The organism is Pseudomonas sp. WS 5412 (assembly GCF_012985615.1).
Classification (GTDB): Bacteria; Pseudomonadota; Gammaproteobacteria; order Pseudomonadales; family Pseudomonadaceae; genus Aquipseudomonas; species Aquipseudomonas shahriarae.
On record NZ_JAARMB010000007.1, the window covers coordinates 1 to 26529 of the forward strand.

The 26529-nt window shown below is 62.9% G+C and carries 16 protein-coding genes and 2 pseudogenes; 12 read left to right on the forward strand and 6 right to left on the reverse strand.

What is annotated here, in order from left to right:
- Positions 1-2785 (reverse strand): DUF6531 domain-containing protein (locus HBR94_RS11365; RefSeq protein ID WP_170044890.1); only part of this gene is annotated, 2785 nt, incomplete at its 3' end.
- Positions 2786-3025: 240 nt separating this feature from the next.
- Here HBR94_RS11365 and HBR94_RS11370 point away from each other — a divergent pair.
- Positions 3026-3904 (forward strand): annotated as a pseudogene (locus tag HBR94_RS11370) (glutamate carboxypeptidase); the annotation flags it as partial.
- 142 nt (positions 3905-4046) lie between these two features.
- Here HBR94_RS11370 and HBR94_RS11375 read toward each other — a convergent pair.
- Positions 4047-7112, reverse strand: coding sequence for an efflux RND transporter permease subunit (locus HBR94_RS11375; RefSeq protein WP_170044811.1), 3066 nt, complete (start codon positions 7110-7112; stop codon positions 4047-4049).
- Positions 7113-7114: 2 nt separating this feature from the next.
- Positions 7115-8227 carry an efflux RND transporter periplasmic adaptor subunit gene (locus HBR94_RS11380; protein ID WP_169961234.1) on the reverse strand — a complete coding sequence of 371 codons (1113 nt, stop codon included), beginning with the start codon at positions 8225-8227 and terminating at the stop codon, positions 7115-7117.
- 329 nt (positions 8228-8556) lie between these two features.
- Between HBR94_RS11380 and HBR94_RS11385 the strand changes: the two genes are divergently transcribed.
- The 3 genes from HBR94_RS11385 to HBR94_RS11395 all read left to right on the forward strand — a co-directional run bounded on the left by HBR94_RS11385 (position 8557) and on the right by HBR94_RS11395 (position 11487).
- Positions 8557-9432, forward strand: coding sequence for a pirin family protein (locus tag HBR94_RS11385; protein ID WP_115128575.1), 876 nt, complete (start codon positions 8557-8559; stop codon positions 9430-9432).
- A gap of 70 nt (positions 9433-9502) precedes the next feature.
- Positions 9503-10945, forward strand: a complete 1443-nt coding sequence (locus tag HBR94_RS11390) for a mechanosensitive ion channel domain-containing protein (protein WP_170044812.1) — start codon at positions 9503-9505, stop codon at positions 10943-10945.
- A gap of 104 nt (positions 10946-11049) precedes the next feature.
- Positions 11050-11487 (forward strand): carboxymuconolactone decarboxylase family protein, encoded by a 438-nt coding sequence (locus HBR94_RS11395; RefSeq protein ID WP_057438487.1) that lies wholly within the window; start codon positions 11050-11052, stop codon positions 11485-11487.
- 91 nt (positions 11488-11578) lie between these two features.
- On the opposite strand, the gene HBR94_RS11400 is transcribed toward HBR94_RS11395, so the two are convergent.
- On the reverse strand, positions 11579-13741 hold the full coding sequence (locus tag HBR94_RS11400) for a TonB-dependent siderophore receptor (RefSeq protein ID WP_170044813.1): 2163 nt from the start codon (positions 13739-13741) through the stop codon (positions 11579-11581).
- 192 nt (positions 13742-13933) lie between these two features.
- On the opposite strand from HBR94_RS11400, the gene HBR94_RS11405 reads away from it, so the two are divergent.
- The gene (locus HBR94_RS11405; protein WP_057438489.1) at positions 13934-14713 is read left to right on the forward strand and encodes an acetoin reductase; all 780 of its coding nucleotides are present in this window, start codon (positions 13934-13936) and stop codon (positions 14711-14713) included.
- Positions 14714-14842: 129 nt separating this feature from the next.
- Here HBR94_RS11405 and HBR94_RS11410 read toward each other — a convergent pair whose 3' ends face one another.
- Complete coding sequence (locus tag HBR94_RS11410; RefSeq protein ID WP_170044814.1) at positions 14843-16705, reverse strand: sigma-54-dependent Fis family transcriptional regulator; 1863 nt, start codon at positions 16703-16705, stop codon at positions 14843-14845.
- 309 nt (positions 16706-17014) lie between these two features.
- On the opposite strand from HBR94_RS11410, the gene HBR94_RS11415 reads away from it, so the two are divergent.
- From HBR94_RS11415 to HBR94_RS11425, 3 genes are read left to right on the forward strand one after another with little or no spacing between them, the layout of a single operon-like run.
- The gene (locus HBR94_RS11415; RefSeq protein ID WP_057445001.1) at positions 17015-17995 is read left to right on the forward strand and encodes a thiamine pyrophosphate-dependent dehydrogenase E1 component subunit alpha; all 981 of its coding nucleotides are present in this window, start codon (positions 17015-17017) and stop codon (positions 17993-17995) included.
- Positions 17996-18018: 23 nt separating this feature from the next.
- Positions 18019-19038 carry an alpha-ketoacid dehydrogenase subunit beta gene (locus tag HBR94_RS11420; RefSeq protein ID WP_057438491.1) on the forward strand — a complete coding sequence of 340 codons (1020 nt, stop codon included), beginning with the start codon at positions 18019-18021 and terminating at the stop codon, positions 19036-19038.
- Positions 19035-20138, forward strand: a complete 1104-nt coding sequence (locus HBR94_RS11425; RefSeq protein WP_128593790.1) for an acetoin dehydrogenase dihydrolipoyllysine-residue acetyltransferase subunit — start codon at positions 19035-19037, stop codon at positions 20136-20138. Before HBR94_RS11420 ends, HBR94_RS11425 begins: the two co-directional genes overlap by 4 nt.
- A 114-nt stretch (positions 20139-20252) precedes the next feature.
- On the opposite strand, the gene HBR94_RS11430 is transcribed toward HBR94_RS11425, so the two are convergent.
- Positions 20253-21149 carry a helix-turn-helix domain-containing protein gene (locus HBR94_RS11430; RefSeq protein ID WP_057959073.1) on the reverse strand — a complete coding sequence of 299 codons (897 nt, stop codon included), beginning with the start codon at positions 21147-21149 and terminating at the stop codon, positions 20253-20255.
- A gap of 138 nt (positions 21150-21287) precedes the next feature.
- On the opposite strand from HBR94_RS11430, the gene HBR94_RS11435 reads away from it, so the two are divergent.
- The 4 genes and pseudogenes from HBR94_RS11435 (at position 21288) to HBR94_RS11450 (ending at position 26501) form a co-directional block, all read left to right on the forward strand.
- Entirely contained in the window at positions 21288-22646 is a 1359-nt protein-coding gene (locus HBR94_RS11435; protein WP_170044815.1) for a glutamine synthetase family protein, read from the forward strand.
- A gap of 32 nt (positions 22647-22678) precedes the next feature.
- Positions 22679-23767: pseudogene (locus HBR94_RS11440) on the forward strand (polyamine ABC transporter substrate-binding protein).
- Entirely contained in the window at positions 23764-25059 is a 1296-nt protein-coding gene (locus HBR94_RS11445) for an FAD-binding oxidoreductase (RefSeq protein ID WP_057959074.1), read from the forward strand. Before HBR94_RS11440 ends, HBR94_RS11445 begins: the two are co-directional and overlap by 4 nt.
- An 86-nt stretch (positions 25060-25145) precedes the next feature.
- Entirely contained in the window at positions 25146-26501 is a 1356-nt protein-coding gene (locus HBR94_RS11450; protein WP_115128567.1) for an MATE family efflux transporter, read from the forward strand.
- The last annotated feature ends 28 nt before the right edge of the window (positions 26502-26529 follow it).

Genomic DNA, 26529 nt, shown 5'->3' on the forward strand with positions numbered 1-26529 from the left:
TTTCGATCTCGGTCAGCAGCAGGCGGGTGTTGTCGTAGCGGTACTTGAGTTGAGAGCCATCGGGGTTGATCCGGCGACTGATCAGGTGCAAGCCATCGGCATATTCATACCGGGTCACACGCCCCAGTTCATCGCGCTCGGCGGTGATTTTTCCGTAGGGGTTGTAGCTCAATTCGCGGGTGGCACCGCCCGGCATTACCACCTTGATCAGCCGGCCCACCGCGTCCCAGTGATACTGGGTCAGCGCGCCATGTTCATCCTCGCGGGTAATCTGCCGGCCCAGGTCGTCATAGCGATAACGCCGTACGCCGCCATTGGGCAGTTGTTCTCCAATCAACTGGCCAAGATCGTTCCACGTCAGGCGCTGACAGCTGTGGTCCGGGTACCAAACCGCTAAAAGCTGCCCACGCTTGTCATAGCTGTACTCGGTGACATTGCCGTCAGGGTCAGTCTGGCGCGTGATCGCGCCCTGATCATTACGCTGGTACTTCCAGACCGCCTCACCCCGGCGCATGACCCGTACGAAGCCATCCTCATACTCGTAGGTCGTGGGCTCGTCATCCCCGGGAAACAGCGCCACCAAGCGCCCAGCCTCGTCGTACTGATAGGCCGTGATCGCGCCCAGGGGATCCTGCTCAACCGTCAGCCGCCCCTGTGCGTCGTAGGACTTGAAATGCTCGCCGCCATCCGGATCAACCCGCTGCACCAGGCGTGCCCGCGGGTCATGCACGTAGACTTCCTGACTGCCATCGGCGTTAAGCAGGGTGACGCGGCCGTCGTCCCAGCTATAGCGCGTATCCATCTGCGCAAAACTGGCCCAATGCCTCACACAGCGTGCCGCCTTGCCAGACCGTTCCCACTCCCAGAAGAAACTCGCCCCACCGGCCAACTGCCGCTCAGTGATCACCGCAAGGCTGTCGTACTGATAGCGCTCGCTTTCGCCGACGGCATTGATCGCCTCAAGCAGTCGCCACTGTTCGTCATAGCGGTAGGAAACAACGTTCTGCTCGGTAACCCAGGCGTCATCCGATTCGCTTTCCACGCGAAACACCTGGTAGTCCAGCGCCACGATATGCTCGCGGTCATAACGCAACAGCAAGGCGCGACCGGCACCGTTATCCAGGCGCAGAATCCGCCCCAAGCCATCGCGGGAAATACCCAGGCGGTTGTCATACCCATCGCTGATCGCCGTCAGCACACCGTCGTGAAAGTGGTAGAAGCGTGCCCCCTGCGCCAGCACCAGCTCATCCGGCGTCGCCCCCAGATAAATCGCCGCTTCAGCCAGGCTATTGCTGATCGCCGGGCGGGCAATGGAGGGCAGGGGAAAGGTGGTGCTGCGGTTCTCATGGTCCGTCCACACCACCGACCCGCCGACCACCTCCAGTCGCTGCGCCAACGAGTGGCTCCAGCCAAAGCCCAACCCGCAATCCACCTCCACGGCACTGGTGCGATACAGGCGCGTCCAGGCAAATGGCAGCACGCCATCCAGTTCGCCATCGGTCAGGGTCAGCAGTTCTTCGCCGGTGACCATGGACACCGGGCAACCGTGGGTCGCGGTTTTATCAGCGCTAGCAGTTGCCTCACCGTTGGGGTTTTTCGCGGAGGAGGGTGCGTCGTCGACCGCCTCATGCTTGACCAAGGCCGTCTTGGGCGCGGATTTTTCCCGCACCAGGGGCACCGGATTGGTTACTTCCATTGCGCCGGCTTTCAGCGGCACGCTGGGCACCGTCTTGATCGGCGTTGCAGGGCTACCCAGCAATAACGGCCTGAGCGCCTCGGCATGGGGCTCCATGCCGGTCTTCGCAAATGGCCTGGCCATCTGCTCGAGCCATTGGCGGACCCGACCCGACTTGATCTTGCCCAGCACTTGCGCGCCCAGGCGCACCGTCACGCCCATGCCGGCGGTGACCCACACCAGCAACAGGTTGATCAGCACTTCGGCGGTGATTTGCCCCAGCAGTTCGTTCAAGTACGGCGGCGGCAGCATGCGCATCCAGCTGACCAGCGCCGACAGGTAGATAAACAACAGCGGCTCGTCGCTGAGCATCAGCAGGCCATTGGCGATGGCTTCCTGGCTCAACGCCAGTAGGGCATCAAGTTCGGCCTGGGAGAGGTAGTGCAGGAGTTTTTCGCTGTTGGGCTTGAGGTCCGCCAGCCATTGATACAGCTGTTGGATGTTGTCCCACAGCTCATGCAGTGCGTTGCCAAATCCCTGCGCATAGCCTTGGTCCAGCAGGCGGTAGCGCTGCACAAAGTTGGCTTCGGAGTAGCCCTGCCACAAAGGTTCGAATGTACTGCTCCAGTCTTTGCGCAACTGGCTTTCCAGCGGCGCAATGATGGCCTGGTAAGACGCGTACAACGCCTGGACGTGGGCTTTGGAAACATTGGGGTAGAAGGTGATCCGATACGGCTGGTCGCGGGTGCAGTCGGTGACTTCGAGAATGCCGCTGGGGCCGATGGTTTTGTAAAGGGGGTCGCCCAGCGGGCCACCGTCCTTGGGGATGGCTTGCAGCATCACCGGGGTGTTGCCGATGGGCACAAAACGTGTGCTCTCGAACATATGCACCAGGGTCAACGAGCCACTGGCTTTGCACATCGCGACGGTGCTGCTGGGGGCTTTGGACGCAATGGGCGCCACCAGCGCAACCTCATCGCCCACCTTGAAGACCTGCTCGACCTCCAGCGCCGAAAAGCTCCAGAAACTCTCGGCCCAAGCGTCATAGGTGTTCAGGCATTGCCGGAAGTCGGCGAGAACCGCTTCGACGTCCCGCGTTTTGAAGTCCATGGCCGCCAGGACCATAAAACCAATGGCGGCATTCAAGAGGTTGCCCCCAGGACCGGGGCATCAATTGGAAAGTACATCGGCGGTCCCTTGCGCTGTGTGATCAGGCGAGGGACTTTGCAGCGGTTTTTAACGCTTGGAAGTAGAGATTATCCGGCAGTCGGGTGGGATATTTCGGGGGTGCCTGGCGAAGAGTCCCCTGTCGGTTTGCGGATGAACAATGTGGCCTTTGTCAGGTAGGGTGGCTCGGCGGCCGAGCGGCCGTTTCATATCAAGGACGGCCGTGCCTATGGCCCTGGGGTGATGGACGACAAGGGCGGGATCGTCGCCGGGATCTATGCCTTGAAAGTGCTGAAAAACCAGCACTTCACGGATTACGCGCAAATCACCTTTCTGCTCGATGCCAGCGAAGAAACCGGCTCCGAGGCCGCCTCCGAACTGATCCGCAAAACTGCCAAGGCCCACGATGTCACCTTGAACCTGGAGCCCGGTCGTCCGGCCGATGGCCTGGTGGTCTGGCGCAAGGGCAGTGCCACAGCGGTGGTTGAGGTCAAGGGCAAGGCCGCTCACGCCGGGGTTGCCCCGGAGTTGGGGCGTAACGCGGCGATGGAGGCGGCCCACCAGATCCTGCAACTGGGCAAGCTTGGGGATGACGAGAAAAAAACCACCATCAACTTCACCGTGCTCAAGGCTGGCGATCGCACCAACGTGATCCCCGACCAGGCCACGGCCAAGGCGGATGTGCGGGCGGCGCTGCCGGAAGAGTTTGATCGGATCGAGAAGGATCTGGCGCGGGTTTCCGCCAATAAGCTGATTCCTGAAACACAGGTCACCACCAGCCTGCAACGGGGTTTGCCGCCGATGCCGCAGACGCCTGAGTCTGACAAGTTGGTGGCTATCGCCCAAGGCATCTACGCCGAACTTGGGCGCAAGCTGACCATTGAAGGCAGTGGCGGGGCGGCGGATGCCAGCCTGTCGGCGGGCGTCGGCACCCCGACGCTGGACGGCTTCGGGATTGTCGGCGGCAATATCCATACAGCGCAGGAGTACGCCGAGGTGGAGAGTGTGGCGCCGCGGATTTATCTGTTGAGTCGGATGATTATGGAGCTGGCCAAGCGATGATCTGAAAGCACCATCAATCGCTCGGTAGACACCGGGTTGATGTGGGAGCGGGCTTGCCCGCGATAGCGGTGTGTCAGGCGGCATCTTGGTTGACTGATTCGCCGCCATCGCGGGCAAGCCCGCTCCCACACAAACCGACACATTAGGAGATTGCCGCCCGCACCTTGTCCCTGCCCAGCACCAAACTGCACAACGCTGGCAAGAACAGCAGCGTCAACAATGTCCCCACCAACACCCCGCCGATCAGCACATACGCCAGGGACGACCAGAACACCGACAAGGTCAGCGGAATAAACGCCAACGCCGCCGCTAGCGCAGTCAGTATCACCGGCCGTGCGCGGCGTACGGTGGCTTCGACAATCGCCTCGGTGGTGGCCAGGCCCTGTTCCTGGTTCTGGCGGATCTGGTCGGTGAAGATCAGGGTGTTGCGCATCAGGATCCCGCCAATCCCGATCAACCCCAGGATCGCGTTGAAGCCAAACGGTTGGTTGAACAGCAGCAAGGTCGGCACTGCGCCGATCAAGCCCAGCGGGGCGGTGGCGAAGACCATGAACATCACGCCGAACGAGCGCACCTGGAACATGATCACCGTGAGGGTCAGCAGGATCATGATCGGGAACAGTGCCGCCAGGGCCACGTTGGCCTTGGCGCTTTCTTCCACCGGGCCGCCGATGTCCAGGCGGTAGCCGGCCGGCAATCGTGCAATCAGCGCTTGCAGGTCTTTGTAGACAGCCATCTCCACGTCGGGCGGTTGCACGCCGTCGATGATGTCGGCGCGCACTTCAACCGTGGTCGTACGGTCGCGGCGCTTGAGGATAGGTTCCTCCATCACGGCCTGGAAATGCCCGACCTGGGCCAGGGGCAGCGACACGCCGGCGCTGTTGGTCAGGGTCATATTGTCGAGGTTGCCGAGGTCTTCACGCTGGCTGCCCTGGGCACGGACCACCACCGACACCGTGCGGTTGCCTTCGCGTACTTCGGTGATCGGGTTCCCGCTGAGCAGGGCGTTGAGTTGGGATTTCACCTCGTCGGGGGTGAAGCCCAGCAGGCGCAGGCGATCCTGGTCCAGCACCAGGCGATAAGCGCTGCTGCGTTCGCCCCAATCGAGGAACGCGTCCTTGGTCAGAGGGTTGGCGGCAACCACCTGGCGCACCTCTTCGGACAGGCTGCGCAACAGGCTCAAGTCTGGGCCGGACACGCGAAACACCACCGGGAAGGGCACCGGCGGGCCGAACAGCAATTGCGTGACCCGTACCCGCGCGGCGGGGAATTCGCCGTCGGCGATGCGCTCGCGCATGCGCCGTTTCAAGGCATCGCGGGCATGGGCGTCGGCGGTTTGCACGATCAGTTTGGCGAACGCCGGGTCAGGCAACTCAGGGTTAAGCGATAGGAAAAACCGTGGCGCACCGCCGCCTACATAGGTGTCGACCATGCGCGTCTGTGGCTCTTGCAGCAGCGCCTTTTCCAACTGTGCCGCCACCGCCTCGGTGCTTTTGAAGGCACTGCCCGGCGGCATATACACCTCCAGGATCAATTCGGAACGGTCGGAGTTGGGGAAGAACTGCTTCTTCACCACGCCCATGCCCAACCCGCACAGCACAAACGCCGACACCACCAGCCCGGTCACCTGCCAGCGCCGGCGCACGCAGGTTTGCACCAGGTGGCGCAGTTTCTGGTACCACGGGCCGGCATAGATCGCGTCGTGGCCGCCGGGCACCGGCTTGATATTGGGCAGCAGCTTGACCCCCAGGTACGGGGTAAACACCACCGCCACCAACCACGAAGCGATTAGGGCAAAGCCAACGATCCAGAAGATATTGCCGGCATATTCGCCCGCGCCCGAACGGGCAAAACCCACCGGCAGAAAGCCGATGATCGTCACCAGGGTGCCGGTCAGCATCGGCGCCGCAGTGGCGCTCCAGGCAAAGGTCGCGGCGTGGATGCGGTCGAAGCCTTCTTCGAGTTTCACCACCATCATCTCAATGGCGATGATTGCGTCGTCCACCAGCAGGCCCAGGGAAATGATCAGCGCGCCGAGGGTGATGCGGTCAAATTCGCGGCCGGTCAGCAGCATGATCACAAACACTATGGACAAGGTCAGCGGCACCGCCGCCGCTACTACCAAACCGACGCGAAAACCCAGGGCCAACAGGCTGATGACCATCACCACGGCCAGGGCGACGAAGAATTTGAGCATGAACTCATCCACCGCCAGGCTGATGTTTTTCGCCTGGTCGGAGACTTTTGCGAAGTTGACGCCCAGGGGCAGGTCCGCCTGGATTTTAGCCTCCTGGCCCTTGAGGCTCTGGTCCAGGTCCAGGCCGTTCCAGTGTTTTTCCATGATGATGCCCAGCATCAAGGCCGGGTCGCCCTGGTGGCGGATACGGTAGCTGGGCGGGTCTTCATAGCCACGGCTGACGGTGGCGACATCGGCGATGCGCAGCACTTTGCCGTCCACCGGCAGCGGCACGTTTTCGATCAGCGCCAGGCTGTCAAAGGCGCCGTCGATACGGATATAAGCGCGGGCGCCGGCGGTTTCGACAAACCCCGACGGCGCCACGGCGTTTTGCGCGGCGAGGGCGGCGAAGATCTGCTCGGGCTTGATCCCCAGGGTCGCCAGGCGCTCATAGGAAAACTCGACAAATACCCGCTGCGCCTGTTCGCCGAGGATATTGACCTTCTTCACCCCCGGCAGCCTGAGGAAGTCCTGGCGCATTGCTTCGGCCATCTGCACCTGCTGGCGATGGGGCAGGTGTTCGGCTTCCAGGGCGTATAGGGCGAAGTACACATCGGAATATTCATCGTTGAAGAACGGCCCGATCACGCCCTTGGGCAGTTTGGCGGCTTCGTCACTGAGTTTTTTGCGGGTCTGGTAGAACAGGTCCTGGATTTCATTGGGGCGCGTGGACTCGAGGAAGGTCATGCGCATCGACACAAACCCCGGTTGGGCGATGGTTTCGACGCGGTCGTAGTCGTCCAGCTCCTGCAGGCGCTTTTCCAGGCGGTCGGCCACTTGCTCCTGCATCTCCTGGGCCGTGGCGCCGGGCCAGGCGGCGGTGATGGTCATGACTTTGACGGTGAACAGCGGGTCTTCGGCGCGCCCCAGTTTACCGAAGGAAAAAATCCCGGCAGCGAGGATCGCGAGGATCAGGAACAGGGTGACGGCACGGTGCTTGACCGCCAATGCCGAGAGATTCAGGCCATGCATGCTCAAGGTTCCTGGCGGCGGTTGAGGGGCTGTGCCTGGGCGGGCAGCACGCGCACGCTGTCACCCTGATGCAGCAGGTGCGCGCCGAGGGCGACCACCCGTTGGCCGGGGCTGACGCCGCTGGAAAGCAGGGCTTCTTCCTGGCCCAGGCTGGCCACCGTGACCGCAGCGAAGCTGACTTTGTCATCCGCGCCAATCAGCCAGACCCCGCTGCCGTTGCCGGTATCCTGCAGGGCGCCAATCGGCACGCGGGTGTGTGGCGGTTGGTCGTTGCCTTGCAGGCGCAGGGTGATGGTGGAGCCGAGGGCGACACGCTCGACCGTGCCGTGCAGCACATAGCGCGCGCGGTAGGTGCGGGTGACGGGATCGGCGCTGGCCGAGAGTTCACGCAATGTCGCGGTGACCGCCTGGTCCGGCGCACCGAACGGCAAGGCCAGGGCTTTTTGCGAGGCGCGGTCACGCTGGTTTTCCGGCAGGTGGATGATGGCTTCCCGCGCGCCGTCGTGGGCCAGGCGCGCAACGATCTGCCCTTCGGCCACCACCTGCCCGCGCTCCACCCGCACATCGGTGATCACCCCGTCGCCATCGGCCCGCAGCACCGAGTAGGTGCGACGGTTTTCAATCTGGCTGGCGTCCGACTGGGCGGCGGCGAGTTCAGCTTCGGCGACCCGCAGGTTAGTCGCGGACTGGTCAAAAATCTGCCGTGACACCGCGCCGGTGCTGGCCAGGCGTTGGTAGCGATTGGCATCATCACGGCGCTGACGCAGTTGCGCCTGGGCGGCATTGACGCGGTTTTTTGCCGAGCGCAGTGCCAGCTCGAAGTCACCGATATCCAGGACCAGCAGGATGTCGCCCCGGGAAACGTGCTGGCCGGGATCGACTTTGCGTTCGATCACCTTGCCACTGACTCGAAAACCCAGGTCGCTTTCGGTGCGTGCCGCCACCACCCCGGTATAGGCATTCTGCTGGCTGGCAGCGGCTTCGACGTTGGCCGCCAGCACCGGGCGCGGTGGGGCGGTGTTGGCGGTGGGGTCGGCCTGGCTGTTGCAACCGCTGAGCAGGATCAACAGCGCCAGGGGCGAAAAAAGGCGGTGAAGAGGAGGGCGTGGGCTCATTTCAGGCTCCTGGTGGCGTTGGCGTAGTAAAAATTACGAACGTAATATTTGGCCAAATATTACGACCGAAATATAATTTAATCCACCCTTTGCTTTGGATCGGGTTGTCACACGTTGTCCAGGTTGTTCGGGCGTAGATGATTAAGGTGCCTGCTTTGCGTTTTGCGGGTGGCCGGTGGTCTCAACGCCCACGCCAATGAAACCGGATGGGCTATGGCTGCGAAGCGCCGCGGTTAAGTCGTCCCATCCATGGAACGATGCGAGCCAAATCCGCTGTCTAGTGCCTTATTGGTATTGGATTTAAGGTGGATGCACTTTGGAGGTCCATCATGAAAAACATCATTGGTATCTACACCAGCCCACGCGGCCATTGGGTCGGCGACGGTTTTCCGGTTCGCACGCTGTTTTCCTACGACACCATGGGCAAGCACATCAGCCCGTTCCTGCTGCTGGACCACGCCGGCCCGGCGGATTTCACCCCCACCACGCAGCGACGTGGCGTGGGCCAGCATCCCCATCGCGGCTTTGAAACCGTGACCATCGTCTACGACGGCGAAGTCGAGCACCGCGATTCCACGGGTGCCGGCGGCACCATCGGCCCGGGCGATGTGCAGTGGATGACTGCGGCCAAAGGGATCCTGCATGAAGAGTTTCATTCCGAAGCCTTCGCCAAACGGGGCGGCGCCTTGGAAATGGTGCAACTATGGGTCAACCTGCCGGCCAAGGACAAAATGAGCGAAGCCGGCTACCAGACCATTCTCGACGGCGATATTCCGTCGTTGCCCCTGGCCAACGGTGCCGGCAGCCTGCGCCTGATTGCCGGTGAGTTCGCTGGCCGCACCGGGCCGGCACGCACCTTCACGCCGATTGACGTGTGGGACCTGCGCCTCAAGGGCGGCAAGGCCGTGACCCTGGACCTGCATGCCGGGCGCAATACCGCGCTGGTGGTGCTCAAAGGCACCGTGCAAGTCAACGGCCAGGAACTGGCACGCGAAGGGCAACTGGTGCTGTTTGAGCGCGAGGGCGATCAGCTCAGCCTGGAGTCCAACGCCGACGCCATGGTGCTGCTGCTCAGTGGTGAACCCATTGACGAGCCCATCGTCGGTCACGGTCCGTTTGTGATGAACACCGAGCAAGAGATTCACCAGGCCTTCGCCGACTTCCAGTCCGGCCAGTTCGGCCAAATGCACGGCGCCTCCCGCTGATTGGCGGCGCCCTATACCCGCCAACTTCATTTCATGCGATCTTCAGGGCATTCGCCCTGGAGTCGCCTGGATGCTGTCTTTTCTCTCCGATCACCCGATGCTGTGCGCCCTGGCGCTGATCCTTATCGATATCGTCGTCTGGCGTCTGTTTTCGGCCAGCCCCGGCAACTGGAAGCTGATTGCGCGGCTGGGGATTTTCGCCTTGTTCAGCGCCGTGCTGTTCAACGACGGCATGAACCCCATGCAACTGGCGCCGTATGCCGACAATACCCCGCTGCACCTGGCCGCCACGGCCTTGCAGATCGCCTGGTGGTTGTTTGCCGCGCGCACCCTGACGGTGTTGCTCGGCGCGCTGATGATGCAGCGGGTCGGCCACACCGGGCGGTTGCTGCAAGACCTGATGGGCGCGGTGATTTTCCTGATCGCGATCATCGCGGCCATGGCCTACGTGCTCGACCTGCCGGTCAAGGGCGTACTGGCCACCTCCGGCGCGGTGGCGATCATCGTCGGCCTGGCGCTGCAGAGCACCTTGAGCGACGTGTTCTCCGGAATCGTGCTCAACACCACCAAGCCCTACCAACTGGATGACTGGATCTCCATCGACGGCACCGAAGGCCGGGTGACGGATATCGACTGGCGCGCCACGCGCCTGCAAACCTCCCAGGGCAGCATGGCGGTGATCCCCAATTCACTGGCGGCCAAGGCCAAGATCATCAATTTCTCGCGCCCGGCGGATATGTTCGGCCTCGCGGTGAGCCTGCAAGTCAGCCCCCATGCGCGTCCGCAAACAGTATTGGAAGCCCTGGAACGGGCCATGCAAGGTTGCCGGCAATTGCTGGCCAAGCCGGCGCCGAGCGTGGCCTTCAAAACCTCTACCGGTGGTGGCGTGGAGTATGAAATCAGCGGCTTCGTGCCGGCCATGGCCCTCAAGCGCGAGGTGCGCAACCAGCTTTATGACCTGGCCTACCGGCACTTGCAGGCGGCCGGTGTGAGCCTGTTGTCGAGCGCCGAAAGCCCGACCTCGCCGGCCACTACACCCGCACGGGCACTGCTGGAAAGCTCGAGTATCTTCTCGACCTTGCGTCAGGAAGAGAAGGAAACCTTCAGCCAGAACATGACCCTGCACACCTTCCGCGCCGGTGAGATGATCCTGCCGAGGGGGGAGGTCAGCGATCACCTGTTTATCATCGAGTCCGGGGTGGTTTCGGTGATGCTGGTCAAGGCTGGGCACGCGTTCGAAGCCGGGCGCATGGGGCCAGGAGAAGTGATTGGTGAAGCCGGGATTCTGGGGGCGCAAAGCGTGCCGGCGGACTTTGTGGCCAAGACCTACTGCACCCTCTACCGCATCGAAAAGGAATACCTCAAGCCGTGCCTGGATGCGCGTCACGATATCAGTGAAGCCATGCAGAACCTCCTGGATTTCCGCCTGCACACCGCCCAGCACCTGACCCAGGACGCACCGATCATGCCGGTGAAAAAGGGCTTTTTACAGTGGCTGCGCCGCCGGGCCTGAAGCGCCTGGCATTGGCTACCTGTTCTTCGTCAGGATTGGCTATTTGTGCGAGGCAGTGGGGTGATTAAGCTGGGCGCCAATTCCTACTGTCCTGGAGTAACACCATGTCTGCTCGCATTGATTTCTACACCGCGTCCCCCGATGCGATGAAAGCCATGCTCGCCTTGGAAGCCGCCGTCGGCAAACTGTCGATTGAACTGCCGCTGCTGGAGCTGGTGCGCCTGCGTGTCTCCCAGATCAACGGCTGCGCCTTCTGCCTGGATATGCACACTGCCGATGCCCGCAAGGGCGGCGAGACCGAGCGCCGCTTGTGCACCCTGTCGGCCTGGCGCGAAACGCCGTTCTTCACCCCGCGCGAACGCGCCGCCCTGGCCTGGGCCGAAAGCCTGACGCTGATCAGCCAGACCCACGCCTCGGACGAAGACTATGCGTTGCTCAATGCCGAGTTCAGCGCCGCCGAACAGGTCGATTTGAGCGTGGCCATTGCCACCATCAACAGCTGGAACCGCCTGGCGGTGGGCTTTCGCAAGATGCCCAAGTAACGACATTCAAGGGTAGGCGCTGGCCATTGTGGGAGCTGGTTTGTGTGGGAGCTGGCTCCCACATAAGTCAGGTTTCACATTGGGGCGGGGGTCAGAAGTTGATGGAAGCACTCAGGCGTGCTGTCAATGGCGCACCCTGGAACAGGTAGTCATCGCCCATGTATTCGCCCGCATCACGCCAGTAGCGCTTGTCGAACAGGTTGTCGACGCTCAGGCGGAACACCGTTTCATAGCCGACGACCTGGGTGGTGTAGCGGCTGCCGATGTTGACCAGCGCATAATCCCCCACTTCCACATTGCCGGTACGGTTGGCGTTCTTGCTGGCGCTGTATTGCACGCCGCCGAGTACCGCCAGGCCGTTGACCCATGGCAGGGCGTAGTCGGCGTATACACTGGCGCGCAGCTTGGGCACGTTGATCGTCTGGTGGCCTTCGTATTGCGGCGTGCCGCTGCCGCTCACCCGGGCGCGAATCGCCGCCACGCTGGTCGCAATCTGCAGACGCTCGGTGGCCCAGCCATTGGCTGACAGCTCCAGGCCGGTGTTTTTCTGCTGGCCCTGCTGCACGTAGGTGAAGTCTCCGGCGTTGTCGGGCTTGGCGTACTGGTAGGCCTGGCGTGTCTGGAACACCGCGGCGGCGAAGCTGATGCGGCGCCAGTCGTATTTCACCCCGGCTTCGATCTGTCGGGAGACGGTCGGCGCGAGGATTTCCCCATCATTGCTCGCATACCACGGTGCCTCACCGCCCAGTGACAGGCCCTTGCTGTAGCTGGTGTACAACGAGATGTTTTCCACTGGCTTGTAGATCAGCGCAGCGTTGGGCAGGAACTCGTACTGCTGGGTGTGACGCTCCTGCACGCCATTTTGATCGAAGGATTTTTCATCCAGGCGCACTTCGCGGCCACCGAGCACGGTTTGCCATTGCTCGTTGAAGCTGATGCGGTCGGTGACGAACAGCCCGTACTGGCGGCTGTCGAGACGCCGGTGACTGTCGTTCAGGGGCTTGTCGGTGGGCGGGAAGGTTTCCGGGTCCTGATTGATATTGCCGCTGCCGACGTATTCATTGACCGACTTGCGCTTGTCGATCACCCGGCGGAAGGCGCTGGTGCCGAAGGTCAGTTCATGGCTCAGGCCGGCCGTGCTGAACAGGCCGGTCATGGCCGCCTGGATTTCATCATTGCGCCGGGTGTCGTCAGGGCTGCGGTAGTCAGCGATGTCGTAGTTGCCTTCCGGGCTGAAGTAGTTCGGCACTTTGACGCCGGCGCAACTGGGGGAGCCGTAGCAACCCCAGGCAAACGAACTGTAGTCATCAATCACCACCTTGCTGCGGGCCGCGCTGACGCTGCCTTTCCACTGGTCACTGAAGCGGTACTCGAACTTGCCGTTGAGGTTCAGCGAGTCGATCCCCACCTGCTTGGAGCCGCTCTGGTGGCCGAGCAGTTTTTTCGGCGAGGCGTCATGCGGCACTTCGGTGCCGCCGAGCAACTGGTAGCCGGGCACCGAGCGCTGTTGTTTGTCCTGGTATTCGGCATCCAGTTGCAGCACGGCGTCGGGGCTGATGTTCCAGTCGAAGGCCAGGGACACAAAGTCCCGCTGGCCATTGGCATGTTCGACATAGGAATTGAGGTCTTCATGGGCGACGTTGGCGCGCAAGCCAAATTGCTGCTCGCTGCCAAACCAGCCGCCGACATCGGTGGCGATATAGCCGCTGCCGCGATCATCGGTGGACACCGTGACCGAGCGCACGTCTTCCGGGCGTTTGGTCACGTAGTTGATCACGCCGCTGGGCTCGGAAATCCCGCTTTGCAGGCCCGCCAGGCCCTTGAGCAACTCCACCCGCTGCTTGTTTTCCAGGGCTACGTTCTGCTCGCCGGTGATGGTGCGCCCGTTGATCTTGTAGCTGCTGGCGGCATTCAGGGAAAAACCCCGGACCACGAAATTTTCGTAGTAGCCAATCGGCGCGTAGCTTTCGCCCACCGAGGCGTCGTTGCGCAGCACTTCACTGAGCAGGCGTGCCTGCTGGTCCTTGATCAGCGCGGCGTTGATCACGGTGATCGAGGCCGGGGTGTCGAGCAGCGGTGCTTCATCGAAGCCGCCGACCGACGCGCTTTGCGCACGATAACCGGACTCATCCTGGCCCTGGATGTTCAGCGCCGGCAGTTCCAGCTCAGCCGCCAGGCTGTTGCCGATGCCGCCGCTGAGCAGCAGGCCGAGGGCCAAATGTGAGGTGACGACGGGGCGAAAACGCAAAACCATGGGGGCAAGGCCTTAAAGCGCGGGGCGGGGGCGCATAAGCTAGGCATAAGTGCGCGTCTTTACAAGTACTCGCCTCAGCCCGGCTGCTTGAGACGTTGCGTCTCAAGCCCTGCGCCAATTCATCCGGGCCTCGACAGCGTGACCCCGCACCTGCGATAGACAAGGCTTCGCTTATCGTTGCAGGAGATCATCATGGGTATCGCTGGAAAAGTTGCACTGGTGACCGGCGCCGGGCAGGGCATTGGCCGGGCCATTGCCCTGCGCCTGGCGCGGGACGGGGCGGATATCGCCCTGGTCGACATCAATAGCGCCAAGCTCGAAGCCGTGGCGGCCGAGGTCGTGGCACTCGGGCGCAAGGCCTCGGTGTTTACCGCCGACGTGTCCAAGCGCGAGCAGGTGGTCGCGGCGGTCGAGCATGCGCACCAGACCCTGGGTGGCTTTGACATCATCGTCAATAACGCCGGGGTGGCGCAGATTGATTCGCTGCTGGACGTGACCCCGGAACAGGTCGAACGCACCCTGGGTATCAACGTGCAGGGCGTGTTGTGGGGCATCCAGGCGGCGGGCAATAAATTCAAGGCGCTCAAACAGAAGGGCAAGATCATCAATGCCTGCTCGATTGCCGGGCACGAAGGCTTTGCACTGCTGGGGGTGTACTCGGCGACCAAGTTTGCCGTGCGTGCCCTGACTCAGGCAGCGGCCAAGGAACTGGCAAGCGCCGGTGTGACGGTGAATGCCTATTGCCCAGGCGTGGTGGGCACCGATATGTGGGTCGAGATCGACAAGCGCATGGCCGAGATTACCGGCGCGCAAGTGGGGGCAACGTACAAGAAGTACGTGGATGGCATTGCCCTGGGCCGTGCAGAAACACCGGAGGATGTGGCGGGCCTGGTGGCCTACCTGGCCGGCCCGGATTCGGACTACATGACCGGCCAGGCGCCGCTGATCGACGGCGGCCTCGTCTACCGCTAAACCCCAGACTCGACTCGGTAAAAATGTGGGAGCGGGCTTGCTCGCGAAAGCGGTGTATCAGTAACAAGCAAGCTACCTGACACACCGCTGTCGCGAGCAAGCCCGCTCCCACATTTGGATTGCATTGTGTCAGGGGTGTTTACCCGGCATATCAATGCCCAACTGCTTGACCCGGCGATACAGGGTCGCGCGGGAAATCCCCAGCGCCTGCGCCGCCGGCAATGGCTTCCAGCGATGGCGTACCAGCGCATCCAGCAGCACCTGCCGCTCCGGGCTCATACTGTGCTCGAGCTCGACCTCCAGCCGTTCACCACGCACCTCCAGCGGCAAGTCCGCCAACTGGATCGTGCCGCCGTCACACACCGCACAGGCATACGCCAGCACATGGCGCAGTTGCCGCACATTACCCGGCCAGGCGTAGCCCAGCAGCCGCTCCAGCGCAGCCTGGCCGATGCCGACCGTGACCCCGCTGCTGCGCGCTTCCTGCTCCAGCAGCCGGTTGATCAAGGCCAGTTTGTCGGTGCGCTCGCGCAGGGGCGGCAGGGTGACGCGGGCGCAGCCCAGGCGAAAGTACAGATCTTCACGGAAACGCCCCTCACTGACCAGGCTCGCCAGGTCACGGTGGCTGGCGCAGATCACCTGAATATCCACCGCGCGGGTTTTCGCCGCACCCAGCGGCGCCACTTCACCTTCGGCCATCACCCGCAGCAAGCGGGTCTGCAGGGCCAGGGGCATATCGCCGATTTCATCGAGGAACAGCGTGCCGCCATGGGCCTGCTGCAACAGCCCGGTCATGCCCTTGCTGGACGCGCCGGTAAAGGCCCCGGCGACGTAGCCGAACAGCTCGCTTTCGATCAGGTTTTCCGGGATCGCCGCACAGTTCACCGCCACGAATGATGCGTCGCGGCGTGCGCTGCGGGCGTGCAGTTGGCGGGCAAAGACTTCCTTGCCAGCTCCGGTTTCACCCTGCACCAGCACCGGCAGGTTGCGGTCCTTGACGCGCACCGCCAGGCGCAGGTGTTCTTCCACCCGGGGGTCGACCTGGGGGTTGGGCGCCACCCGCGCCGGTTGGCGTTGCGGCGTGTTGAGTCGCACATGGAGCACCCCGGCTTCGCCGCGCCACTGCAGTTGCTGGACCGATTGATCGGTCACCGCGCGTAGGGCATCGAGGTCGAACACCTCGCCGATATGCACCGGCACCTGGCCAAAACGCCGGCGCAGTGCCTGGCGCGCCTTGCTGTTCAAGGCTTGCAGGCGTCCGTCCTGGTCCCAGGCCAGCAGCAGGTCGGGTTGGCTGTCGACATAACCCGGGGTGCTGTGGGCCTGCAGTACCCAGTGCCGCGCAGCGCTGTGCATGAAGAAGGCGTTTTCGATGGCCTGGGCGCTCTGCGCCACCATCTGCCGCACCAGGTGCTGGCTGCGGCGGTCATCCGGGGATTGCAGCGCCGAGGCGTCCATCACCCCCAGCAGGTTGCCCTGGGGGTCGAAGATCGGCGCGGCGGAGCAGGTCAGGTTGATAAAGGCGGCGCGGAAGTGATCGCGCTTGTGCACCGTCACCGCCGCCTGGCTGGTCAGCACCGTGGCCACGCCGCAGGTGCCTTCTTCGGCCTCTGACCAGCAAGTGCCCAGGTACAGGCCGGCCTTGCGACAGTCGCTGCGGATGGCCGCGTCTACCCGGTGGTCGATGGTCTGGCCCTGGGCATCGGTGAGCATCACGCAGTAGTCGGCGTGGCGCACGCGGTGGTGCAACTGGCTGACTTGCTCGCTGGCAATGCGCATGAACAGTTCGGCACGTTCGCGGCATTCCTTGAGCAGCGGCTCGGTGAGGATCCGTGGCCCCTGCAGCGAGCCGGGATCGAGGTGGTGCTGCTCCATGGAGCGGCGCCATGAATCGAAAATCAGCGACGGCACCGGCGCCTGGGGCAGGCGCTCGGCATTGCGGACCACACGACTGACGCAGTCGACGTGCTCTCTGGAGTTCGCGGCGAGCATAAGGCCTCCGGTTCTCGATCTTTGTTGTTATGCCCGCCATTAAGCGCCCAGGGGCGCAGGGGGACAAGGGCGGCCTGACCAACTGCCCGCCTTGAGACGCAGCGTCTCATCCTGCCTGAGACGCAACCTGCACGCTGCAATGCGCCGTCTCATTGTGCGGTGGCATGCCGCACCGACACAACCGCACGGCACTGCTCTGGGTCAAGGCTTTGCCAGGTTTTAGCGGGCCTTGGCACAGGCTGTGCTGAACAGGTTGCAGCTGGCCACAGCCAGCCTTTTGTGTGTCGAGACAACCTGGAGAACAACAAGATGTCCACTCACCTGTCCACCGATCAACTGCTGCATGCCTACACCGTGATGCGCACCATCCGTGATTTCGAAGAGCGCCTGCATGTGGAATTCGCCACCGGCGAGATCCCCGGGTTCGTGCACCTGTATGCCGGCCAGGAGGCCTGCGCCGCCGGGGTCATGGCCCACCTCAACGATGAAGATTGCATCGCCTCCAACCACCGTGGCCACGGCCATTGCATCGCCAAGGGCGTGGATGTGTTCGGCATGATGGCCGAGATCTACGGCAAGAAAACCGGGGTATGCGGTGGCAAGGGGGGCTCCATGCACATCGCCGACCAGGAGAAGGGCATGCTCGGCGCCAACGGCATTGTCGGCGCTGGTGCGCCGCTGGCGGCCGGTGCGGCCCTGGCGTCCAAGCTCAAGGGCAGCCAGGGCGTGGCCGTGGCGTTTTTTGGCGACGGCGGTTCCAACGAGGGCGCGGTGTTCGAGGCGATGAACCTGGCCGCGATCATGAAACTGCCGTGCCTGTTCGTCGCCGAAAACAATGGTTATGCCGAAGCCACCGGTTCCGGCTGGTCGGTGGCGTGCAAGGACATTGCCGAGCGCGCCGTGGGTTTTGGCATGCCGGGGGTGATTGTCGATGGCAATGATTTCTTTGCCGTCCACGCAGCGCTGGGCGTGGCGGTGGCGCGGGCGCGCCAGGGCGAGGGGCCGACCCTGGTCGAGGTCAAGCTGCACCGCTTTTACGGCCACTTTGAGGGCGATGCGCAAACCTATCGCGGCCGCGACGAAGTGAAAAACCTGCGCGAAACCCAGGATTGCCTGGCGCTGTTTCGCCAGCGCTGCAGTGCCGAAGGCTGGTTGCAGGCGGCGCAGTTCGAGCGCATCGACGCCGAAGTCGCGCAGTTGATCGACGACGCCGTGCGTCTGGCTAAGTCCGATCCCAAGCCCCAGGCCGCCGACCTGCTCAGCGATGTCTACGTCGCCTACCGCTCATAACAACAAGACCCGGAGAGAATTTCATGGCTCGTAAAATCAGTTATCAGCAGGCAATCAACGAAGCCCTGGCCCAGGAAATGCGCCGCGACCAGAGCGTCTTTATCATCGGCCAGGATGTGTCCGGCGGCACCGGCGCCCCTGGCGAGCAGGATGCCTGGGGCGGCGTGCTGGGCGTCACCAAGGGCCTGTACCCGGAGTTCCCTGACCGCGTGCTGGATGCGCCGCTGTCCGAAGTCGGTTACGTGGGCATGGCCGTCGGCGCCGCCACCCGGGGCATGCGCCCGGTGTGCGAGTTGATGTTCGTCGACTTTATCGGCTGCTGTCTCGACCAGTTGCTCAACCAGGCCGCCAAGTTTCGCTACATGTTCGGTGGCAAGACCACCACGCCCCTGGTGGTGCGCGCCATGTACGGCGCCGGCCTGCGCGCTGCGGCCCAGCATTCGCAGATGCTTACCTCGATGTGGACGCACATCCCCGGCCTGAAGGTGGTGTGCCCGGCCACGCCCTATGACGCCAAGGGCATGCTGATCCAGGCGATCCGCGACAACGACCCGGTGATTTTCCTTGAGCACAAGATGCTCTATAGCCTGCAAGGCGAAGTACCGGAGGAGCTGTATACCGTGCCCTTCGGCGAGGCCAACTTTGTGCGCGAAGGCAACGACGTGACCCTGGTGACCTACGGGCGCATGGTGCATGTGGCCCTGGAAGCTGCGGCCAACCTGGCGCGCCAGGGCATCGACTGCGAAGTACTGGACCTGCGCACCACCAGCCCGCTGGATGAAGACAGCATCCTTGAAAGCGTGGAAAAAACCGGGCGCCTGGTGGTGATCGACGAGTCCAACCCACGCTGCTCGATTGCCACGGATATCAGCGCCCTGGTGGCCCAGCGTGGGTTTTCCTTCCTGCGTGCGCCGATTGAGATGGTCACCGCGCCGCATACGCCGGTGCCGTTTTCCGATGCCCTGGAAGACCTGTACATCCCCGACGCGGCGAAGATCGAGGCCGCGGTGCGCAAGATCGCTGACAAGAGGACTGCGGCATGATCCATACCTTGACCATGCCCAAGTGGGGGCTGTCGATGACTGAAGGCCGGGTCGATGTCTGGCTCAAGCAGCCGGGCGACCGGGTAGAGAAGGGCGAGGAAGTGCTCGACGTGGAGACCGACAAGATCTCCAGCAGTGTCGAGGCGCCGTTCAGTGGGGTGTTACGCCGAGTGCTGGCGCAGAGCGATGAGACCTTACCGGTGGGTGCATTACTGGGGATTGTGGTGGAGGGTGAAGCCACCGAGGCAGAAATCGACGGCGTGATCGACAGCTTCAATGCCGGCTTTGTCTCCAGCAGCGCCGAGGCGCAGGCGTCGGGGCCGAGTGCGCAGAAAGTCGAGCTGGGCGGGCGCCTGCTGCGCTACCTCGACCTTGGCGAGGGTGGCCTACCGCTGGTGCTGATCCACGGGTTTGGCGGCGACTTGAACAACTGGCTGTTCAACCATCCGGCCCTGGCCGCCGAGCGCCGAGTGATCGCCCTCGACTTGCCGGGGCATGGCGAGTCGGGCAAGCACTTGCACAGTGGCGATGCCGAGGAATTGAGCCAGGCGGTGCTGGCCTTGCTCGATCACCTCAAGCTCGACCGGGTGCACCTGGCCGGGCATTCCATGGGCGGATTGGTTTCGCTGACGGTGGCGCGCCAGGCACCGCAGCGGGTCGCCTCCCTGGTATTGATCGCCAGCGCCGGCCTGGGGGCGGATATCAACGGTGATTACCTGCAGGGATTCACCGAGGCCAATAATCGCAACGCGCTCAAGCCGCAGCTGGTGCAACTGTTCAGCGACCCGGCGCTGGTCACACGGCAGATGCTGGAGGACATGCTCAAGTTCAAGCGCCTGGAGGGGGTTGATCAGGCGTTGCGTCAACTCAATGCCAAGCTGTTCGACGGCGGGCGACAGATGCTTGACCTGCGTTCGGTGGTGGGGCAGCAGCCGAGCCTGGTGATCTGGGGCAGTGACGACGCCATTATCCCGGTACGGCATGCCCAGGGGTTGCAGGCCCAGGTGGAGGTCTTGCCGGGGCAGGGGCATATGGTGCAGTTGGAGGCGGCGGAGCAAGTGAATCAGTTGCTGAGTCTCTTCCTCAAATCTCAAGCCTGATAGCAATCAAATGTGGGAGCGGGCTTGCTCGCGAATACGGTGGGTCAGTCAGACATTCATTACCTGATACACCGCTTTCGCGAGCAAGCCCGCTCCCACAGGGTTGACCGTGTATCAACCATGACGCTTGAGGGTTTCGCTGGGCAGTTCCTTGAACAACGCGCGGTAGCTATTGGAAAACCGCCCCAAATGCCAGAACGACCAATTCATCGCCACCTCGGCCACTGTGGTCTGGTCGCAGCTCAACAACTCGCGCCGTGCGCCGTTCAACCGGCGAAGGCGCAACCACTGCGCCGGGCTCATCCCGGTGTAGGTCTTGAAGCCCTGTTGCAACTGGCGCAACGGCACGCCGGCAATCTGCGCCAGTTGTAGCAGGTTGACGGTCTCATCCGGCGCATCCGCCGCCCACGCGCCGATGCGCGCCATCAGCCGGCGTTCTTCACTGCGCCGCTGCAATGAGTACCGGTCCAGGCACACGCAGGCATTGTCGAGGATAAACAGGCAATCGTCGAGCAGTTGCCGGGTGAGGGCGTCGCGGCTGATCGGGTCGATCTCACTGGACAGGCGCGTCAGGGTGCCACTGAGCCAGCGGCTGAACAGCGCGTTCTGTTGGCAGGTCAACGGCGCCATGAACAGGCCTTCGAGTCTGGCCACATCCAGGCCATGGCGTTGCACGAACTGCGGGCCGAACACCACGGCCACTTCCCGGTAGTTTTCCGGGGTGATCCAGGTGTTGCGGCTTTCGCCATTGAGCAGGTACAGCGCGTTGTCGCTGCCGTCGAAACAGAACGCCAGGGCGCCCGGCGGCGCGTTGAAGTGCTGCTCGACGCGGGTGTTCATGCACTCTTCGTACACCTGCACTCCCTGCAGGTCGAGGTAGCGGATCTGCCCGGCAAAATGCCCCGGGGACATCTGCTGGTACTGCTGTACCCAACCGGGTGTCGCACTGCATTGGGCGGCCACATCACCGGTTGTGAAGGCCTGTACGCGCAAAGCTGTTGCCTGTGTCATGGGTGATCCGTGCGCACTCTATTGGTGCGTTGTGGGTCGTGCAAAGTGGATAGATGCCTGGGTAAGGCTGGTCCAAGATAGACCTCAATGCGCCGGGAGTACAAGTCGGCGCAGCACCCAACCCATGCCGAGGTCTTTATGAATGCCCCTTTCGATCAGCTGTCCACCTGGCTGAAAGAACACAAGATTACCGAAGTCGAATGCGTGATCAGCGACCTGACGGGCATTGCCCGCGGCAAGATTGCGCCCACCAACAAGTTCCTGCATGAGCGCGGCATGCGCCTGCCGGAAAGTGTGTTGCTGCAAACGGTAACCGGGGATTTTGTCGACGACGATATCTACTACGACCTGCTGGACCCGGCCGATATCGACATGATCTGCCGCCCGGTGGCCAACGCCACCTACGTGGTGCCGTGGGCCATCGAGCCCACCGCCATTGTGATCCACGACACTTTCGACAAGCAGGGCAACCCCATTGAGTTGTCGCCGCGCAATGTGTTGAAAAAAGTCCTGCAGCTGTATACCGACCAGGGCTGGCAGCCGATTGTCGCGCCGGAAATGGAGTTTTACCTGACCCAGCGCTGCGAAGACCCGGACCTGCCGCTGAAAACCCCGGTAGGCCGGTCCGGGCGTGCCGAGACCGGGCGCCAGTCGTTTTCCATCGACGCGGCCAACGAGTTCGACCCGCTGTTTGAAGATGTCTATGACTGGTGCGAAGCCCAGGGCCTGGACCTCGACACGCTGATCCATGAAGACGGCCCGGCGCAGATGGAAATCAATTTCCGCCACGGCGACGCCCTCGACCTGGCCGACCAGATCACCGTATTCAAGCGCACCCTGCGTGAAGCGGCGCTCAAGCACAATGTGGCCGCGACCTTTATGGCCAAGCCGGTGGCCGACGAGCCGGGCAGCGCCATGCACCTGCACCAGAGCGTGGTGGAGATCGCCACCGGCAAGCCGGTGTTTGTCGATGCCGACGGGCAGAAGAGCCCGCTGTTCTTGCAGCACATTGGCGGCTTGCAGAAATACATTCCGATGCTGCTGCCGATGTTTGCGCCCAACGTCAACTCGTTCCGCCGCTTCCTGCCCGACACCTCGGCCCCGGTCAACGTGGAGTGGGGCGAAGAAAACCGCACCGTCGGCCTGCGCGTGCCGACCTCCAGCCCCGAGGCGATGCGCGTCGAAAACCGCCTGCCGGGGGCCGATGCCAACCCCTACCTGGCCATCGCCGCCAGCCTGTTGTGCGGCTACCTGGGGATGATCGAGAAGATCGAACCGAGCGCCCCGGTGGAAGGCCGCGCCTATGAGCGGCGCAACCTGCGCCTGCCGATCACCATCGAAGATGCCCTGGCGCGCATGGAGGCCTGCGACACGGTCAAGCAGTACCTGGGGGACAAGTTCGTGCGCGGGTATGTCGCGGTGAAACGCGCCGAGCATGAGAATTTCAAGCGGGTGATCAGCTCCTGGGAGCGTGAGTTCCTGTTGCTGAGTGTCTGACTCCACCATCAACCATAAAAAAAGGTGTCGATATGCGTCTCGTCAAACAGCTCCTCCCACTGGCTCTCGCCGCAGTGTTCAGCAGCGCCAGCCATGCCGCGCCGACGGTCAGTGTCTACAACTGGACTGACTACATCGGCGAGACCACCCTGGCCGACTTCCAGGCCAAGACGGGAATCAAGGTGGTCTACGACGTGTTCGACTCCAATGAAACCCTGGAGGGCAAGCTGCTGGCGGGGCGTACCGGGTATGACGTGGTGGTGCCGTCCAATCACTTCCTGGGGCGCCAGGTAAAGGCCGGGGCGTTCCTTGAATTGGACCGCGCGCAACTGCCCAACTACCCGAACCTGGACCCCAAGTTGCTCAAGCTGCTGGAGCAGAACGACCCTGGCAATGCCCATGCGGTGCCCTACCTGTGGGGCACCAATGGCATCGGCTATAACGTCGACAAGGTCAAGCAAGTGCTGGGCATCGACCACATTGATTCGTAGGCGGTGATGTTCGAGCCCGAGAACCTGAAGAAACTGCAGCAATGCGGGGTGGCGTTCCTCGATTCGGCAGATGAAGCATTCCCGGCGATCCTCAACTATATGGGCATGGACCCGCGCAGCGAGACGGCCGGCGATTATGCCAAGGCCGAGGCCAAGCTGCTGACCCTGCGCCCGTACATCACCTATTTCCATTCCTCCAAATACATCTCGGACCTGGCCAATGGCGATATCTGCGTGGCCTTCGGTTACTCCGGCGATGTGTTCCAGGCCGCCAACCGCGCCAAGGAAGCCAAGAATGGCGTGAACATCGCCTATGCAATTCCCAAGGAGGGCAGCAACCTGTGGTTCGACTTGCTGGCGATTCCCGCAGACGCCACCAACCCGAAACAGGCCCACGCGTTTATCAACGACCTGCTGGACCCCGAAGTCATCGCCAAGATCAGCACCTATGTCGGCTACGCCAACCCCAACCTGGCGGCGAAGACTTTCATGGCGCCGGAACTGGTGAATAACCCCGAGGTGTACCCGCCCCAGGACGTGCTCGACAAACTGTACATTTCCACCACCCCCAGCCCGGCCATCATGCGTGTGATGACCCGGGCCTGGAGCAAAGTGAAGTCCAACCGATGAATCAGTCCCAAGACCATGCCCGTTCCTATTACCTGGCGTCGGCCAATGCCATGCCCCAGCGCGCGGCGCTGGCCGAGGACCTGAGCGCCGATGTGTGTGTGATCGGCGGCGGCTTTACCGGCGTCAACACCGCGATTGAACTGGCCCAGCGCGGCCTGTCGGTGATCCTCCTGGAAGCCCGGCGCATCGGCTGGGGCGCCAGCGGGCGCAATGGCGGGCAGTTGATCCGGGGGATCGGCCATGACGTCTCGGGTTTTGCCCGGCATGTGGGCGAGGAGGGCGTGCGTTACCTGCAACGGGCCGGGATCGACTCGGTAGCGTTGGTCGGTGAGCGCATCCGGGAGCACGGGATCGACTGCGACCTGCGCTGGGGCTTTTGCGAGTTGGCCAATACACCGGCGCAATTTGCTGCGTTCAAGGGGGAGCAGGAAAGCCTCGCGGCCCTTGGGTACCTGCCTGAAACCCGCCTGGTAGCGGCGCAGGATATGGCGCAGGTGGTCGGCTCTCAACTGTACGCCGGGGGCCTGGTTGACATGGGCTCGGGCCACTTGCATCCGCTGAACCTGGTGTTGGGCGAGGCCCGTGTGGCCGAGGCGCTGGGTGTGCGGATTTTCGAGCACAGCGCGGTGCTGCAATTGATCCATGGCGACACCGTGCAGGTGCGCTGCGCCGGCGGCAGCGTGCGGGCTGGTAGCCTGGTGTTGGCGTGCAATGCGCACCTCGACGAACTGGAGCCGCGCCTGAGCGGCAAGGTGCTGCCGGCCGGCAGCTATATCATCGCCACCGAACCGTTGCCGGCTGCGCTCGCCGACGAGTTGATCCCGCAGAACCTGGCGCTGTGCGACCAGAAAGTCGGCCTGGACTACTACCGGCTTTCCGCCGACCGTCGGCTGTTGTTCGGTGGCGCCTGTCATTATTCGGGACGTGACCCGGTCGATATCGCCGCGTATATGCGGCCGAAGATGCTCAAGGTATTCCCGCAACTGGCCAACACCGCCATCGACTTCCAATGGGGCGGCAAGATCGGGATTACCGCCAATCGCTTTCCCCAGGTCGGGCGGTTGCAGCAGTACCCCAACGTGTTTTACGCCCAGGGCTATTCCGGGCATGGGCTTAACGTCACGCACTGGTGCGCACGGCTGCTGGCCGAGGGGATCCACGCAGGTGTCAGCCAGGGCCTGGACACCTTCAGCCGGGTGCCGCACATGACCTTTCCCGGCGGCAAGGCTTTACGCTCGCCGTTACTGGCGCTGGGCATGGTGTGGTACCGGCTTCGGGAAATGCTGGGATAGGTGGGTAGCGGTTTAAAACACTGCATGATCGGATCCAATACGCTATAACCCCTCGGTCGCTGTGTCATTCCGAGGCCCCGCTTTTCATGCAGAACCCTTTGCAACGCCCGTTGTGGCAGGTGTACCTGTTCTTTCTTGCGCCGATGGTGCTGTCCAACTTCCTCCAGAGTTTTTCCGGCACCCTCAATGGCATTTATGTCGGGCAGATGCTCGGCACCCAGGCGCTGGCGGCGGTGTCGGGGATGTTTCCCATCGTGTTCTTTTTTATCGCCCTGGTGATTGGCCTGGGGGCGGGCGCCTCGGTGCTGATCGGCCAGGCCTGGGGCGCGGGGGAAACCGCACTGGTCAAGGTTATCACCGGCGCGACCCTGACCCTGGGGGCGTTGATCGGAGTTCTCGCCGCCGTGCTCGGCAGCCTGTTCGCCCGCCCGGCCATGCACGCGCTGGGCACGCCGCTGGATGTGCTGGACGACGCCGTCGGCTATGCCCAGGTGATGATGCTGATCATGCCGTTGCTGCTGGTGTTCATCCTCTACACCCAATTGCTGCGAGGCGTGAGCGATACGGTGTCGCCGTTGCTGGCGCTGATGGTTTCAACGGTGGTCGGCCTGGTGCTGACCCCGGCCCTGATCCGCGGCTGGCTGGGGCTGGCGCCCATGGGCATCCAGAGCGCGGCCTATGCCGGCCTGGTGGCCAACGCCGTGGCCATGCTGTTTCTGGTGCTGCGCCTGCGCCATAAAAACCATGTGATGGCGCCGGACCGCGCATTACTGGCGGCCTTGCGCCTGGACCGGGCGATCCTCGGCAAAGTCCTGCGCATCGGCCTGCCCACCGGCTTGCAGATGGTGGTGCTGTCGTTGTCGGAGCTGGTGATCCTGGCACTGGTCAACGGCCACGGCTCCCAGGCCACGGCGGCGTATGGCGCGGTGACGCAGATCGTCAACTATGTGCAGTTCCCGGCGCTGTCGATCGCCATCACCGCCTCGATCCTCGGCGCCCAGGCCATTGGCGCCGGGCGCCTGGAACGCATCGGGCCGATCCTGCGCACCGGGCTTGCGATCAACCTGTGCCTGACCGGAGGCCTGATCGTGCTGGGCTACGCCTTGTCCCACTGGCTACTGGGCCTGTTCATCACCGATGATCAGGCGCGGGTCCAGGCCGAACACCTGCTGCACATCATGCTCTGGAGCATTCTGGTGTTCGGCTTCCAGGCAGTGATTGGCGGCATCATGCGCGCCAGTGGCGTGGTGTTGATGCCGGTGGCGATCTCGATCTTCTGCGTGCTGGGTGTGGAGCTGCCGGTGGCGTACCTGCTCAATGCACGCTTTGGCCTGGAAGGGGTGTGGATGGCGTTTCCGGTGACTTACCTGGTGATGCTGGGGTTGCAGACGGCGTATTACCGGTTGGTGTGGCGGCATAAGCAGATTAAGCGGTTGGTGTGAGTTGAGGCTGCGAGGGGCTGGATGGCAT